This window comes from Candidatus Margulisiibacteriota bacterium, from assembly GCA_028715625.1.
Classification (GTDB): Bacteria; Margulisbacteria; Riflemargulisbacteria; order GWF2-35-9; family GWF2-35-9; genus JAQURL01.
The window spans coordinates 13,636-29,762 of the sequence record JAQURL010000011.1 but is presented as its reverse complement, the minus strand read 5'-3'; the positions used below and the strand labels follow the sequence as shown (position 1 = coordinate 29,762).

Sequence of the window (16,127 nt, the reverse complement as noted above, 5' to 3'; positions counted from 1 at the left end):
GAAAATAATGAAAGATCAACATTTACATATACAAATTGCCTGCGATTTAAAGCTAATAAAGGATATCAGAAAAATACTCAAAGATTTCTGTAAAAATATTTCCTTTAATGACGAAGACCTGGTCAATGTCGAGCTTGCCCTCAATGAGGGGATCAGTAACGCCATCGCGCATGGTTCCTCGAATAATAAAAAAATGCATATAGATATTGATTTCATGGTGAAGAATAAAGACTTTATTATTATTATCAAAGATTATGGAGGTAAAGAATTCAATCCTGAATATTATGAACGAATTACGTTAAAAAAGGATTGGGGTCGTGGCGGACGTGGAATCTATCTGATAAAAACCATAATGGACGATGTATCCTATATTTTTTCATCCGGCCATTATACGGTTTTGTATATGAGTAAAAAAATCAAGTAAATAATGGCCCGTAATCTATGTCTTGATTGTCAATTCTACTATATAACCTGGGACAAAGAATTCCCTTACGGTTGCAAGGCACTAAACTTTAAATGCAAACAATATCCAGCAATTGAAGTAAAAAAGATTTCAACCATGGATTGTCAGTATTTCAAAGAAAAGAAAAATATTTAAAAAAGCTAGTTGAAAATCCCTGAGTTCAAAAACTCCTCATTACTTTTTGTCTGTTTGAGAAGTTTGATCAATTCTTCCACCGCGTTATCGGAATCGATATTTTTACGCAACATATAGATTTTTTTCAGATTTTCTTCGGAAAGCAGCAATTCTTCTTTTCTTGTACCAGAAGCTACCACATCTATGGCCGGATAAATACGTCTGTTGGCCAGTTTCCTGTCCAGATGCAATTCCATATTACCTGTACCTTTGAATTCTTCATAAATAACATCATCCATTCTGGAACCGGTGTCTACCAGGGCTGTTGCCAGGATTGTCAGGCTGCCGCCGTGTTCAATCTGCCTGGCGCCCCCGAAAAAACGTTTAGGTTTATGCAGCGAGCTTGGGTCCAAACCACCAGACAAAGTACGTCCGCTGGGCGGCACTACCAGGTTATAGGCTCTGGCCAAACGGGTAATACTATCTAAAAGAACGACAACATCTTCTCCACATTCCACAAGACGTCTGGCGCTTTCCAGAACAAGTTCCGCGACCCTGACGTGCCTCTCGGGCGGTTCGTCAAAAGTGGAACTGATAACTTCACCCTGAATACTTCTGGCCATATCCGTAACTTCTTCAGGACGTTCGTCCACTAAAAGAACCTTAATGATTACTTCCGGATTATTCATGGTAATGCTGTTGGCAATATCTTTTAATATAGTTGTCTTACCGGCTTTAGGCGGCGACACTATAAGACCTCTTTGTCCTTTGCCTATAGGTGTAACCATATCTATTATGCGACCTGTGATATTGCTGGCTTTATTTTCCATTCTTAAAAGTTTGGAAGGATATACAGGAATTAAATTGGTAAATAAAGTTCTTTTTCTGGCCAGTTCAGGATCCTTATTATTTATTGCCTCAACCCTGACAAGGCTATAATAACGTTCGCCTTCTTTGGGAGGTCTTACCTGTCCGCTGACATAATCGCCGGTGTTCAACATAAAACGTTTAATCTGGGTTTGCGAAACATAGATATCATCTTCACCGGGTAAATAATTATTTATTCTTAAAAAACCATAACCTTCCGATAAAATTTCCAGTATTCCAGCAGCAAAAATAAATCCGTTTTTAGCAGTGTTCGCTTCCAGAATCTTGAAAATCAGGTCATTTCTGGCAAACAAGCGATAATTCTCCAAACCCAATTCTTCGGCTTTGGCATAAAGCTGATCAAGCTCCAGGTGTTGCAAATGAACAATATTCAACGTCTGGTCAATTTTATCTTTATCACTGGTACGCGGAGCAGCAGCTTGTCCTTTCATTTCAGTAGGAACGGACGTATTAACCGGTACCTGTACAGTTGCTGTTTCTTTGACGGACATATCATCCTCCCTTTTACCTGAATACTTTTTTTCTACCATAAATTCCTCCTAAAGAATTTTAAAATCTCTCGGTTCAGTAACACTTATTTAACTGGTTTGCCGAGTCCTATCTTGGCGACAACTAAAAACTACTTGTCCGCCCAGGCTAATGCTACGTCGCGACAGTCTTCGCTAACGCTCCTCACTTCGCTCGTCGCGAAGCGAAGACTGGTACCGAAGGCCGGAATCGAACCGGCATGGACTAAAAGCCCATTGGTTTTTGAGACCAACGCGTCTACCAATTCCGCCACTTCGGCCTCTTAGCAAAATGGTCTGCGGCTTTGTTGCCCTTCGTCGCTCGCCTCCTCAATGTGCAATTCGCACACCTCCGGGACTCGCTCCTTGGCGTCTCGCCGCAATTCCATTTTGCGTCGAACACATTCATAAACTCCGCAAACTATTCTACTAGAATATAAAATCAATCACTCAAAATCGAAATCATTTTTTCTGGAATTTTAATCGGCTTACCCTTTTTATTTATACATACTAACTGAGTATACGCAGAAGCCAGCAGCTTCTTTGAGGAATTATGTACGATATCATAATAAAAGTCAACCCTGATTTTTTGCCGTTCTATTCTATTAATAACAATATCAATAAGATCATCAAATTGTGCCGGAAAGTGATAATCAACCTCAACTTTTTTCACAACCAGGAAATATCCTTCTTCCTCAAACCTGGCATAATCAATACCATGGGAGCGTAAATATTCTGTCCTGGCCATGTCCAGCCAGACAAGATACTGAGCGTGATAAACACGATTGCCTTTGTCTGTTTCCTGATAACGTACACGAGTAGTTATACTCTTAGTAAAATGGTTTGCGGCTGCGCTCGCCTCGGCGAAGCCTCCGGCATAGCCTGGGTTGCCTTTGTCGCTCGCTTTCTCAATGTGCATAAGCACACCTCCGCAGCTCGCTCCACGGCTCCTTGCTGCAATTCCATTTTGCGTCGAGTATCATTATAAAAAATACGAGCATTTAAGCTTCAGTAAATTTCCCCAGCACTCTGAATTTTTGATAACGTTCTTCCAGTAATTTATCAAGCGGATACTGGCTGTATCGTTTTAGTTCTTTTTTCAAAAAAACTTTGACTTTTTTATACACTTTTTGCGGATCACTATGCGCCCCTGTTTGCGGTTCTTCAATAATTTCGTCTATTACACCTATTTCCAAAAGTTTGGGAGCAGTAATGCCAAGGTTTTCAGCAGCTACAGAAGCCATAGATGAGTCTCTCCAGAGTATTGCCGCACACCCTTCCGGGCTGATAACCGAATAAACCGAATATGTTAGCATGGCTACTTTGTTGCCGATAGCCACACCAAGAGCTCCGCCACTGCCACCCTCACCTGTTATGATTACTATTATCGGAACCTTAAGCCCCATCATTTCCTGCAAATTTTTGGCGATAGCTTCGGCTACGCCTCTTTCTTCACTACCCAGCCCAGGATATGCTCCCTGCACGTCGACCAAAGCGACAACCGGCAAAGAAAACTTTTCAGCAAGCTTCATCAAACGTAAGGCTTTTCTGTAGCCTTCAGGATGTGGCATGCCAAAATTTCTATAAATATTTTGTTTGGTGTCTTTACCTTTTTGATGACCGATAACCATAACCGGCCTGTTATCCAGTTTGGCAAATCCGCCAATCAGGGCTTTGTCATCTCCATAAAGCCTGTCACCATGCAATTCTATAAAATCGGTAAAAACATTTTCCAGATAATCTGAGGTGAGAGGCCTGTCCGGATGACGTGCAATCTGTACAATCTGATAGGGCTCAAGATGGGTAAAAATCTTGTCCCTGAGCTGTTCAGCCTTATCTTTTATCTTTTTTATATCTTCATCCATATTTTTTTTGCTGCCGGACAATTTTTTCAGCTCCTCAATTTTGTTATACAGTTCAAAAATAGGTTTTTCAAAATCCAGATAGTTTCTATTCATCATCCTGCGCTTTTTCGTTGCTCTCATTTTTATCCGCAACAATTAATTTGTTGTACTGCGTAAATTCCAATAAAGATTTTAATAACTTCTTTAGCTCTTTTCTAGGGGAAATGTAATCAATCATACCATGCTCCAGCAAGTATTCACTGCGCTGGAACCCTTTGGGTAATTTTTGTCTGATGGTTTGTTCTATAACTCTGGGACCGGCAAAACCTATCAAGGCATTGGGCTCGGTTATATGCAAATCGCCAAGCATGGCAAAAGATGCTGTCGTACCACCGGTCGTCGGGTCGGTCATAACGGAAATATACAATAAACCCTTTTCTTTCAGACGATAAAGAGCTCCTGAGGTCTTGGCCATCTGCATCAGGGATAAAATACCTTCCTGCATTCTGGCGCCTCCGGATGCTGAAAAAATAATAACCGGAAGGTTTTTTTCAATTGCTGTTTCTATAAGACGGGTTATTTTTTCACCGACAACCGAACCCATGCTGCCGCCCATATAACTGAAATCCATAATGCCAACGGCAACAGCATAACCTTCGATTTTAGCTGTGCCGGTTATAACAGCTTCTTTCATACCGGACTTCTTTTTGGCCTGTTTAATGCGATCATCATAGGAAATTGTATCTGTAAAACCAAGACTGTTTACCGGCTCCATGCCGGGATTAATTTCTTCAAAAGAATCGGCATCCACCGTAATAAACAAACGTTCTTTGCTGGTGAGACGAAAATGGTGCCCGCAGTGATTGCAGACTTTAAGGTTTTCTTCCAGTTCTTTACTATATAACACGCCACCGCAAGAGATACATTTAACCCATAAATTACCGGGGATATCAAGCTTTTCGCGCTCTACGACAACATTATCGTTCTTTTTGGCAAACCAGTCTAAAATCGACATAGGCTTATATCATAACATAACGTTTTTATAATGAAAAACAAAAATAATATGCAGAAAATATTCAGAAAGACCGTATATACATATATAATATAAATTAATGAAACGAATAATTTCATAAGTTGAAGATTTATATTTTGTTATGTCTGTCCGAAAATGAAGACCTTGTTCCTCGCAATGACAAAACACATATTTTCGGACAGCCTGAATATGCTTTTAAGTGTGCTTGAATTGGGGAGTAATTTTCGTTGAAAAAGATTTTAACTTTTCTGCTTTTATGTTGTGCTTTATCATTTAGTGACATTGTGCTGAATAACAACGCAGGCACAATCTCTTTGATAATTCCCAGAGGCTCGGTGCGTAACCCTGCTTATTATTTTAATCTTTCACCATCCGGTAATTTCGATTACTGGCGGGCAGTTGACTTTACCGTATCAGGCAATATAAATCCTGATCATATAAAATTTTCCATATATCCGGTAGACGGCAGTAATGTTCCTAATGGCAGTCAATTACCCATTTCATATACTATTACCAACAATCATACGACATTAAATCTCTTGTCCACCAACCAGATATCTACTACCAAAAATTATATGATCGCGATTGACATTGCTTCTTCCGCTAATGTGGGGAATAGTCAGTTGCTTTTATCACTAAATGCAATAGAAGCTACAGACGGCGGTGGTTCCCCGGTACCCTGTTTTATGCCTGGCACCAGTATGTTAAAAAATTTTTCGATTTCAACCTTGTATTCCGATAATACAATAAGCTCCAATTTCCAATGCACAAACAATCAGTTTGTCACTTTTTTCAATTTTGATGTATCACCGACCATAGACTTTTCAGACCAGTTATCCGTTATCATTAATGTTGCTGCCAACCATGGTTCCAATCTGGGTTCAATCGTCCTGTTTTCTCTAAATGGTCCAACAAGCTCGATAAGCCTGGCCCAGGGGCTTAACACAATTCAAATGATAACAGATGCAACAATGACCGGGCCTACATCCTACAATTTCACTCTCGCTTATCAATCCGATCCCAGCATAGCGGATGGTACAAGCCTGGATATTACGATTGCTTCAATAAATGTCCTCGGCGCGAATTCCAATACCAGCATATATACTTTTGACCCTTTGCCATCCTTAAATATAATGGTTGTCAGTCAGTCTGCAGTGCCTACAGATACAATTCTGGCCTTAAAATCGCTGACATTGACCATTAACTATTTTTTACCTCAGGGTTCGCAAAAAAATATTATATATCATCTGCAAATTTATCAGGATGGCAGTAATATTGCCGATCAGCTGCTATGCGATCGTCTGGGATTTCAGATATCCGGAACTGTAAGCCTGAACCAGATTGACTTCAAATTATACGAAGACACCGGCGGCCCCACAAATCTAAATGATCAAAACCAATTTATACTGTCTCCTGGTGTTGTCAGTAATAATCGTATTACTCTGGATATACCACAGTCTTTGTTTATCACAAACCCAAAAAATTATTATCTGGTAATGAACCTGGCTCCAACTATAGACTATGGCTATGAAGTAATTCATCTGACTCTGGACGCTATAGAAGGACGCAGTAACTTCGGCGGTATTTTCTCGCCTGTAACAACTTCCATCACAGGTGACTATCTGGCAAAAACGTTTACAGTAACAGCGCTAAAGGCATTTTACAACTCTACCCCGAACATACTAAGCTTTAATGACAATTCATCATTACCAATTTTCGGTATCCATGCGCAGCCTTTTATAGAACCTTCAAAGCTATTCACTGTGGTCTGCAATGTGCAAAGCAATCAGTCCCTGGACGGAAGCAAGTTGATACTTTATTCAAATGATGACAGTAACAAAAAAATTACTGCCGATATACTGATAGGAGATAACACGTTAACGTTACCTACTGCGGATATGGCTCTGGGTACAACCTACAACTATAGTCTGGCTTATCTCCCCACAGGCAGTATGCAGGCAGGTATCAGTATAAATTTTGCAATAACCGGAGTTTCGGTGAGAGGTATTTTTTCAAACTTCGCCATAAACGCCTTTGAAACTATGCCGACTTGCAACCTGTTATTGGGCGGTGTGCGCATTGATATAAACAGCAATATACAGAACTCGATATTTATCGGGGGTATGGAAGTACCTTTACTGGCCTTCAGGTTAAAATCATATTTCTGCACAACCACAGTTAACAGCATAAAATTACGTAACAACGCCGATCTGAAATTCCTGAATGATTTTTCCGATAACAGTCGTATTGAGGGCGTAACCGTTTATAGGGATACCAATACCAACAATATCTGGGATTTTGTTGATCCTCAACTTTTAAATATCCAGAGAGGCAATTATGTTTATATCTCGCCGAATGAAGAAATAGTGCTTACCCTTAATCAGGTTCTTACTACTTTTAATGATATTTCTCAGGAAAAACTTTTTTTTATTAACTATGTGCTTGCCCAAAGTACGGAAACAAATAAAAAAGCCCTGGGACATCTAACGGATTTAAACTACAGCGAATCATTATTCGGTAATAATCATACATTAAAAAGTGTTCTCGAAAGTTCCCCGACCGTAGACTTTACGACCGGAAAAGCTGATATTTTTATCAGCAGCAGCAATTTTTTAGTAAGCACGGTAAGCATTCTGGGAGAAGTGCTGTCGCCGGTCCTGAAATTTTACGTAAAAGCGATTGAAAACGTTTCGACATTAAACATCCAGATCAGTAATAACCTGGTATTGTTTACCGGTGATGATCTGGGAATCAAAAAAATTACAGTTGTACAGGATGAAGATAATAATGACCAATATTCACTTTCCGACATACTTCAGAGTACGATTGTAAGTTTCAGCAGTAAAACAACGGCTGATATTACCCTAAAACAACTATCCAATACACATGGTGATTATAATTTTCTGATACTCTTCGATATAGGGATGAAGATCCCGCAGGCGCAATACATGAGTGATTACCTGCGAATAAATATCAATAAAAGTGCTGCAACAAGTTCAATTAATATCGCCGCAATGTTCCCGCTTCCCAAACCTGACGGCTTAATTTCCCTTACGGAAAACAAGGTAAGTCTGGAATTAATAAGTGTAACTCCATCCGTACTGCATGATGTGATAACTAAACAAATTTATCTTTCTTTCAGGGTCCATAATGATTTTGGTTCTGCCATATCCATAAAGGACATGTACCCGCAATTTTATGAACAAAACCTCAGCAGTCTGAATGTATCCTACCTTTATGAGTTTGTAACAACTCAGTCTTTTCCGGTCACTCTTGCTTCCAAAGCTTCACTGGATATTTTTTATATCGCCTCACCCAATCAGTCTTTTGTACCGGAAAGTCTTTTTGTCGATGGTTTTCTGCGTTACCGTTATCTGGGAAAAAATATAGACCTCAGACGTGTAAAAGCATTTAACTGGGAAAGTACAACCTCCGGTAACAGTTCGACAAAAATAAGTATCCCTACTCAGGATATTTTCTTCCTGGAATTTCCTGAATATATAGAAAAAGTGGAAAGACAATCCTTCGGAATTACTTCTAATTTTCGCAACGGTGAAATTATTGAAAATGGTGATTACCTGCTTGTTTATTTCATTCGTAACGGCCGCGAAGTAGATTTAAGCCTGACGCAAACATATTTCAATGATGTTATGTTAACACCCTTCTCGGTTCCTGCAGTTGCTAGCGATCCTGATCAAGGCGTACTGAAAATAGGTCCGCTGAATGCCAATCAGGGGACAATAAAAATTGTTCCTTACGATACCGCTAAAAACCAGTACCCTACAGCAGATATAACATTCTTCAGCAATAATGATTTTTTTGTGAGTAATTTTTTAGTTTATCCGACCAAAGTTAATCCGCTGAATATACAGGCCGATCCGATGAAAATAGGCTTTCTTCTAAGCAAGCCATGTCACGTAGACCTCTACCTGTTTAACAGCCTGGGAAGTACAGTATGGGATTATGCACAGGACTACAGCGATTTCGGTTACAAACTGGTTTCCTTTAACGGAATATTAAATAACGGTGAATTGCTGCATAAAGGTTTATATTTATTAAAAATTGTGATCCACGAATCCGGAAAGAAAAATTATGTTAAAAGTATTACAAAATTTATTGTTCTCTAGCCTGCTTCTGGGCTCTTTGATATTTGCTCAGGAATGGGATATTATCAATTCCTTCTATCATCCGCAGCTAGGCAGCATGGGCAATTCCGGAATTGCCTACAAGGACAATATCTTCGCTTCTGTGCTAAACCCGGCACTGCTGGGCCACAGCGACTGTATGTCTTTTTATTGGTACAATCTGGTTTTTGAAAACGAATTGAATAATACCCATATAAATTTTACCTATCCGTTTCCTAATTTTTCTTTGTCATTTTCGTTCTTTTCGCAATATATGAACGGTATACCTATTACCCAATTCATCGATGACAGGATAAGGGCCAACGGTGACTTTTCCGCGTCTATAAACCAGGCTCGATTCGGTATAGGCAATAAAATAAATGATTTTTTTATCTTTAAAGATTTTGACTGCGGGTACTCACTGGGTCTGCAGCAATACTCATTTGATAGTCAAATGGATACATTTCACAGGTTCGGACTCTTGATGTCCAGTTACTGGCTGCAAAATATTTATCTGGGACTTACTTATGACATCAATCAGGACAAAAACTATCTGGGTTGCGGGGTAAATTATAAAAACACAGACTATCAACTGGAAGCGGATTACAGTAACAACTCTTTTAAGTTAGGAATAAATTATGATGCTAACAAATATCTGCATTTACGCACAGGAGTTGAAAGTCGTTTCTATACATTCGGCATAGGGTTATTTTATGACAAACTTTACAGTCCTTTTGATATGAACATGGGCCTATATATTGATTACACTTACCAGTTACCGATCGCAGATAATATTTACAACCCTATTTCTTACTTTTCCATATCGCTGCAGGAACTGGAAAAAATGCAAACTCCGCTTATTTATCAGTATCCCGGCTTCACCAATCAAAAAAAGGTAGCGATTTCCGGCTGGGGGCCAAAAAACTCTTTGATCTGGGCCTATGTGAATGAAGCTCCGGTAGAAAAAGCCCAGACCAATCAAAACGGCCAATGGGAAATCATAATACCTTTAAACTCGGATATTAATAATGTAAAAACCAAAAGTTTTTCTCTGCTGGACAATAAATCCAGCAACTTTTCCAAAACTGTTCAAATAGTGCTGGACGACAAAAAGCCCAGACTTTCCTTTATCGGTCATGTATTTAACAAAACCATCAAATTATATCTGCAAGCCAACGAAATATTGAGACAGGATGGGGCCAGGCTAACCGATGAAAATCAAAAAAAAGAACATATTCAGTTCCTGAACAACAGCTTTTCTATTGAATATCCGGTCAGTCTGATTAAAAAAAATTTCAGTCTGGAAGCCTACGATATGGCCGGGAACAAATCGATACTTAATGTAAATAATGCTTTTATGGATTTTATCAGGCCCGAGCAGGATTCCCTGACTACATATAAAGATGAGCTTTCTTTCAATGGAGTAGCCGACCGGCTTTCGCAACTCACAATCAGCAACAAGACCACAGGATTTTATAACGTAGCCAAAATGAGAAAGATAGGTCAATTTGAACAAATTATACCCTTGCAATATGGCAAAAACAGGATCGTTTTTACCAATACTCTCGAGGACGGAGAAATAAATTACCACTTTTACATAATTCGCCTCTTCCATTATAAGGATATTGATAGTGAGAATCTGGACAAACTGGCCACTATAGGAGTTCTTGACCGCTCCGACCATTTTAATCCGTTAGGCAGAGTGTCGCAGAAAGATATCATCACCTGGCTGACAAAATTTAAAGAAATCGTTTTGCCACATTCCGAGGATAACAGAGAATGGATCAATGATGCTTATCAATTCGCTCTCACTAATAAATGGATTGAAAAACGTGATGATTATCAGATAATAACCAGGAAAACCGCTATGGAAGTAATCGCACAGGCTTTAAGTCTTGATATTTATTCATCTTCTAAAGAAAGTACTTTTTTTCAGAATATAACTTTGGACAATCCCTACTTGAAATATGTTAATTATTTTGTGGAACATGGATTCATTCTGCCCGGTGATAAACAATATGTTTTGACAACTTTTGTTACCAGACAGGAATTTTTACAATGGATGATGAGGACCGGGCAACTGGAAATTCTTTTTGAACATTACTTCAATAAAGAAGAAATTTTATTTTAAATAATGGTTTAGTTTAACTTCCCAGATATCCAGATCAACCGGTTTGGTGATTATTTCGTTCAGACCAAGACGTATACCACGTTGAATATCCTCTTTCCCCGCCCAGGCAGTATAACCGATAATAGGTATATGACTGGTCTTGGGATTGTTTTTAAGCTGCGCGGCCGCATCCCATCCGTTCATACCGGGCATTTTGTAATCCATTATGATAAGGTCCGGAATTATGGCTTCAGCCTTTTGAATACCTTCTATTCCAGATGAAGCCTTCTCCACATTAATATCCCTGAGAATAGTTAAAGTCAAAGATAGAACGTCTACCAGAGTATTATCATCGTCAACTATCAATACTGTTCTTTTAGTCATAATTTCTAATTTCTTATCTGCGCACAGGTTTCCAAAACTTTTTTAGGGATGTCCTGTAGTGGTAACACATTATCAACCACTCCGGACTCAAAAACCGATTTGGGCATGCCGTAGACAACGGATGTAGGTTCGTCCTGTGCGATAATCACCGACCCGCATTCCTTCATGGCTTTGGAACCGGCTGTTCCATCGGAACCCATTCCGGTCAGCACAACACCGACAGCATATTTACCGGCAGCCCTGGCTACCGATTGAAAAAGCACATCAGCCGCAGGACGCTGATAACAAACAGGGGGCCCCTGCTTCAAAGATACGAAATAGCCACCGTTGTCACTCTTGTTTAATAACATATGAAAATCTCCAGGAGCAATAAAGATATGACCATTCTTAACTATATCACCGTTCTCGGCTTCTTTCACCTGGCATGCACATATCTGATCGAGAGTATTGGCCAGGGATTTGGTAAATACAGGCGGCATATGCTGAACTACCAGAATTCCCGGAGAATTTTCCGGGAACTGAGGAAGAACTACCCGCAGCGCTTCCACACCACCTGTTGAGGAAGCGATAGCGATAATTTTGGGAATAGAAGGCGTAGACGCGTAGCTTAACTTCGACGGTATTACGTCCTGTTTCTTGGCGTTTTTTTTCTTAAACTGATGTATGTCTATTTTGGATGCCAGATGAATATTATGAATTAATTCTTCAATTACGGAGTCTCCAACCGAATTCTGATCAGGTTTGGCCACAACTGCTATAGCTCCCAGATCAAGGGCTTTTAAAGCGTTACTGCTTCCTTCCTGTGTAATAGAGCTGACAATTATCGTTGGTACCGGAAAGTATGTCATAATTTTATGCAAAAATGTTAGGCCGTCCATTTTTGGCATTTCCACGTCCAGACTGATTACATCCGGTTTTAAATTTACAATCATGTCTCTGGCCTGGTATGGGTCTTCAGCTGAACCGACAACATGTATACCGTATTTATTGTCTAATGCTTTGGTGAGGATTTTCCTGACGACCGGAGAATCATCCACAATCAATAATCGAATTTCTTTTTCCATTATTCCCTGAACCGCTCCTGTCAGTCATTTAAATATACAGAAGGCGCTACCGGTCTTTTATTAGCTAGTCCAATCATGCTTTCCGAGTGTCCGGTAAAAAAATAGCCGCCCTCTTTTAATACATTGAAGATATTACGCACAACCTGCGTCTTTACTGTATTATCAAAGTATATCATCACATTACGGCAAAAAACAATATCGAACTTAACCCCTACCTGAAAGGGATTCAACAAATTATGCTGGTAAAATTTTACTGACTTTCTGAGTATCTCCTGCACTTTGTATTTACCCTTCATTTCATTGACGCCTGTCTTGAAATATTTTTTTAAAAGATTCTCCGGCACATTCCTTAATATTTCCTCATCATAGACACCCAGAATTGCATCATGCAAAACATCGTGAGATAAATCACAGGCGTAAATATTAATATGAGGCTTCTTTGCTTTGCCAATAAAATATTCCATAAATGTGATGCTTAAGGAATAAGGCTCAGCTCCGTTTGAACAGCCGGCAGACCAGATATTTATTTCCGGTTGGTCCAAGAATTTAGGAATAACCTCATTTTTCAAAAAATCAAAATGCTGGTTTTCTCTAAAAAAATGAGTAACATTGGTTGAGATTACATTCAGAAATTCGGTAAATTCATCGACGTTTCCAGGATTTGTTATATGTTTAAAATAATCCTCAAAATTATTGATACCTAAACGACGCAGCCTTTTGTATATACGTCCTTTTAAAAATTCTGTTTTTTCATTACTGAGAGTGATGCCGGCTTTCTCATAAATTAGTTCTTTATATTTCTGGAATGTTTCCTTCTCTAACTGAGGGGGAGCGAAAAATTCAACCATCTTTCATTTGCTGAACATTTTCCATAATACTGATAATGTTTTCATCATTAAGGACTTTTTCAATGCTGAGCAAAATCTTGATTTTATTTTGAAATTTCGCTATACCCAAAATGTAGTCTGTCTTCACAGCCTGGCCGAAATCCGGCGCTTCGCTGATATCTCCTGCTGAAACGTCAATCACTTCGGAAACAAAATCAACAGCGATGCTCATTAAGGCCTTACCTTTAGGAGTATCCACATCAACAACAATAATACAGGTCCTTTCAGTATATTCCTGCTGAGACAGACCGAATTTCAGCCTGAGGTCCATAACGGGAATAATCTTGCCTCTCAAGTTAATTACACCTTTAACATAGTCAGGAGTATGCGGTATATGAGTAATATCCATCATGCTTAAAATTTCGATAACTTTTTTTATAGGTATACCATATTCTTCCTCTCCTACTCTGAAGGACAAATATTTCCCTTCCAATACTTTGGTACTATTGGAGGTTACAAGTGTCTCGGTATATTGTTTTGTCATATAGCACTCCCCTTCTTAATTATAATTTATATATACTTATATTCTATATTAATTTTTTCTCACTTTAAACTATTCCAGAGAAAAAAATCTTCCCATATTCAAAATTAAGCTTGCTTTACCATTCCCTAATATAGAACAACCTGAGAAAAACTTTCTTTCATTGAGGCTTTCATAAATAGATTTTATTACAACTTCCTGTTGCCCCAGAATATCATCAACCATCAGAGCTTTATGTTTGCCCTCGAATTCAACTACAATCAGCAGAGCATCATTAGGATTGGTCCGGGCATTTTCAATATTTAACATCTTGTATAATCTGATGATAGGGATTGTTTCCCCTCTCATCAGCAGCACCTCATTCTTATGTTCCACTGAATGAATTTGTCCGGGTTGAGGCCGTAAAATATCCATAATCGTTTGTAAAGGAATTATATAGTACTCACCGCCTATGGTTACAATCATACCAAGGATTATCGCCAGCGTTAAAGGTATACGTAAGGTCATGGTGGTGCCCTCGCCGCTTTTCGAATAAATATCTACTCGCCCGCGCAGTTTGTCGACATTAGATTTGACGACATCCATACCCACACCCCTGCCGGATACATCCGTTAGATTTTCCGCAGTAGAAAAACCCGGCTCCATAATAAGCTGCCAGATGGACTGATCGCTCATACCGGTAGAATCTTTTATCAGCTCTTTTTCAAGGGCTTTGGCCAGAATTCTTTCTTTATTCAGACCTTTCCCGTCGTCGCTGACTTCGATTACAATACTGCCACCCTGATGATAAGCTTTAAGGTGAATGGTCCCGAATTCAGGTTTGCCGGATTTTTTCCTCTCCTCCGGGTTTTCCAGACCATGATCAATTGAGTTTCTGACCAAATGTACCAACGGATCATTAATAGATTCGATGAGAGACCTGTCCAGTTCGGTGTCCTCACCGATAAGCACTACTTTTACCTGTTTTTGCAGTTTGTGTGACAAGTCCCGAACAATCCGCTGCATTTTGGAAAATGTTTGTTTAATCGGTACCATCCTCATGCTTAAACTGATTTTTTGCAGCTCTGATGATATTCGTTTGATTTGTTCTATTATATTTAAAAATTTCTGATCATTATTACCCAGAATATAGTTATTATTCCACAATAAAGACTGAGCTATAAGCAATTCCCCGGTATAATTTATTAAATGATCTATTTTTAAGTAATCAACTTTTATGGAATTATCAATATTGGAAGTATGGTCATTCTTTTTAACAATATCCTCACTTTTAGACTCCGGAGATTTATCAGCCTCAGCTTTTATGTTAAAAATATTATCTACATCGTTCAATATATCAAACAGTTCAAATTCGCTTTCTTTCAATAAATCTTTGGCGAGGTTTTGTTCCAAAGCATCCATCATCGAAATAATCTTGTCGCGGACGCTAAACATAACATCAGCCACATGAGAACTGAAAGGGACAACTTTATTCCTTACCTTATCCAGAGCACTTTCGGTTTTATGAGCCAGTTCCCCGATTTGTTTGAGCCTTAAAAATAAGGCTACACCTTTAATCGTATGAAAAGCCCTGAAAATCGCGTCAATTTTGCCGCTGTCATGTGGATTTTCCTCCAGGCCCAGAATGCTTTCTTCAATAACCGCCAAATGATCCCTTGCTTCTACAATAAAATCGATAAACAGCTGTTTATCATTAATGAAGTCCATGCCGTCATCTACGCTCGCTTTCTGATCACTTTCCTTTTTTTCAGTTTCCCGAATACTGCTCATACCTGTTTCATTCAAGGTAAATTTTTCAATTACCTGTCGAATATTATTCTCAAGTTCAGCAGATAATGCTATTTTTTTCTTTTTTGTGGTTAACTCACCTTCATTTAGGATCAGTATATTAATTAAGGATGAAACTCTGTCTTCAAGCGATTCGAAAGAAATACTACCTTCGATCACTCCACTGACAAAATTGATAACAGTTGCCAGCAGCTTGTCGATAAGTTCATTTTTTGACCCTATATCACGACGAACGTCCACAAGATCATCATGAACACATTTGATAGTTTGAATATCACTGGCGTCCAAAAAATTTACGTCTAAAGCTAGCTGATCGATTTTTTCCTGCAAGGTATGACCCCCCAATTAAGTCATTATTATTTTTGTTATTTCAATAATATCACGAATAATTCAAAAAAATACAGAGTTTGGCAAATGATTTTCGTTAATTTTTTTTATTTC

The 16,127-nt window shown here is 38.9% G+C and carries 12 protein-coding genes and 1 tRNA gene; 3 read left to right on the top strand and 10 right to left on the bottom strand.

Annotation, left to right across the window (positions count from 1 at the left end):
* Positions 1-7: 7 nt before the first annotated feature.
* On the top strand, positions 8-424 hold the full coding sequence (locus PHV30_03000; GenBank protein ID MDD5455982.1) for an ATP-binding protein: 417 nt from the start codon (positions 8-10) through the stop codon (positions 422-424).
* Positions 425-603: 179 nt separating this feature from the next.
* On the opposite strand, the gene rho is transcribed toward PHV30_03000, so the two are convergent.
* The 5 genes from rho to accD all read right to left on the bottom strand — a co-directional run bounded on the left by rho (position 604) and on the right by accD (position 4,830).
* Positions 604-1,839 (bottom strand): transcription termination factor Rho, encoded by a 1,236-nt coding sequence (rho, locus tag PHV30_02995; GenBank protein MDD5455981.1) that lies wholly within the window; start codon positions 1,837-1,839, stop codon positions 604-606.
* Positions 1,840-2,164: 325 nt separating this feature from the next.
* Positions 2,165-2,252, bottom strand: a tRNA-Leu gene (locus PHV30_02990).
* A 161-nt stretch (positions 2,253-2,413) separates the two neighbouring features.
* Positions 2,414-2,890, bottom strand: coding sequence for a thioesterase family protein (locus tag PHV30_02985; GenBank protein MDD5455980.1), 477 nt, complete (start codon positions 2,888-2,890; stop codon positions 2,414-2,416).
* 82 nt (positions 2,891-2,972) lie between these two features.
* Positions 2,973-3,932: an acetyl-CoA carboxylase carboxyltransferase subunit alpha gene (locus PHV30_02980; protein ID MDD5455979.1), complete on the bottom strand. Its 960-nt coding sequence runs from the start codon at positions 3,930-3,932 to the stop codon at positions 2,973-2,975.
* Positions 3,922-4,830 carry an acetyl-CoA carboxylase, carboxyltransferase subunit beta gene (accD, locus tag PHV30_02975; GenBank protein MDD5455978.1) on the bottom strand — a complete coding sequence of 303 codons (909 nt, stop codon included), beginning with the start codon at positions 4,828-4,830 and terminating at the stop codon, positions 3,922-3,924. Before accD ends, PHV30_02980 begins: the two co-directional genes overlap by 11 nt.
* Before the next feature lie 245 nt (positions 4,831-5,075).
* Between accD and PHV30_02970 the strand changes: the two genes are divergently transcribed.
* Positions 5,076-8,975, top strand: coding sequence for a hypothetical protein (locus PHV30_02970; protein ID MDD5455977.1), 3,900 nt, complete (start codon positions 5,076-5,078; stop codon positions 8,973-8,975).
* Positions 8,941-11,103 (top strand): hypothetical protein, encoded by a 2,163-nt coding sequence (locus PHV30_02965; GenBank protein MDD5455976.1) that lies wholly within the window; start codon positions 8,941-8,943, stop codon positions 11,101-11,103. Before PHV30_02970 ends, PHV30_02965 begins: the two co-directional genes overlap by 35 nt.
* On the opposite strand, the gene PHV30_02960 is transcribed toward PHV30_02965, so the two are convergent.
* The 5 genes from PHV30_02960 to PHV30_02940 all read right to left on the bottom strand — a co-directional run bounded on the left by PHV30_02960 (position 11,095) and on the right by PHV30_02940 (position 16,016).
* The gene (locus tag PHV30_02960; protein MDD5455975.1) at positions 11,095-11,466 is read right to left on the bottom strand and encodes a response regulator; all 372 of its coding nucleotides are present in this window, start codon (positions 11,464-11,466) and stop codon (positions 11,095-11,097) included. The genes PHV30_02965 and PHV30_02960 overlap by 9 nt on opposite strands.
* A 5-nt stretch (positions 11,467-11,471) precedes the next feature.
* Positions 11,472-12,530, bottom strand: a complete 1,059-nt coding sequence (locus PHV30_02955; GenBank protein MDD5455974.1) for a chemotaxis response regulator protein-glutamate methylesterase — start codon at positions 12,528-12,530, stop codon at positions 11,472-11,474.
* Between the two features lie 20 nt (positions 12,531-12,550).
* Positions 12,551-13,378: a protein-glutamate O-methyltransferase CheR gene (locus PHV30_02950; GenBank protein ID MDD5455973.1), complete on the bottom strand. Its 828-nt coding sequence runs from the start codon at positions 13,376-13,378 to the stop codon at positions 12,551-12,553.
* Positions 13,371-13,901: a chemotaxis protein CheW gene (locus PHV30_02945; GenBank protein ID MDD5455972.1), complete on the bottom strand. Its 531-nt coding sequence runs from the start codon at positions 13,899-13,901 to the stop codon at positions 13,371-13,373. The genes PHV30_02950 and PHV30_02945 overlap by 8 nt, the downstream gene beginning before the upstream one ends.
* Positions 13,902-13,970: 69 nt before the next feature.
* Positions 13,971-16,016: a chemotaxis protein CheA gene (locus PHV30_02940; GenBank protein ID MDD5455971.1), complete on the bottom strand. Its 2,046-nt coding sequence runs from the start codon at positions 16,014-16,016 to the stop codon at positions 13,971-13,973.
* Between the last annotated feature and the right edge of the window lie 111 nt (positions 16,017-16,127).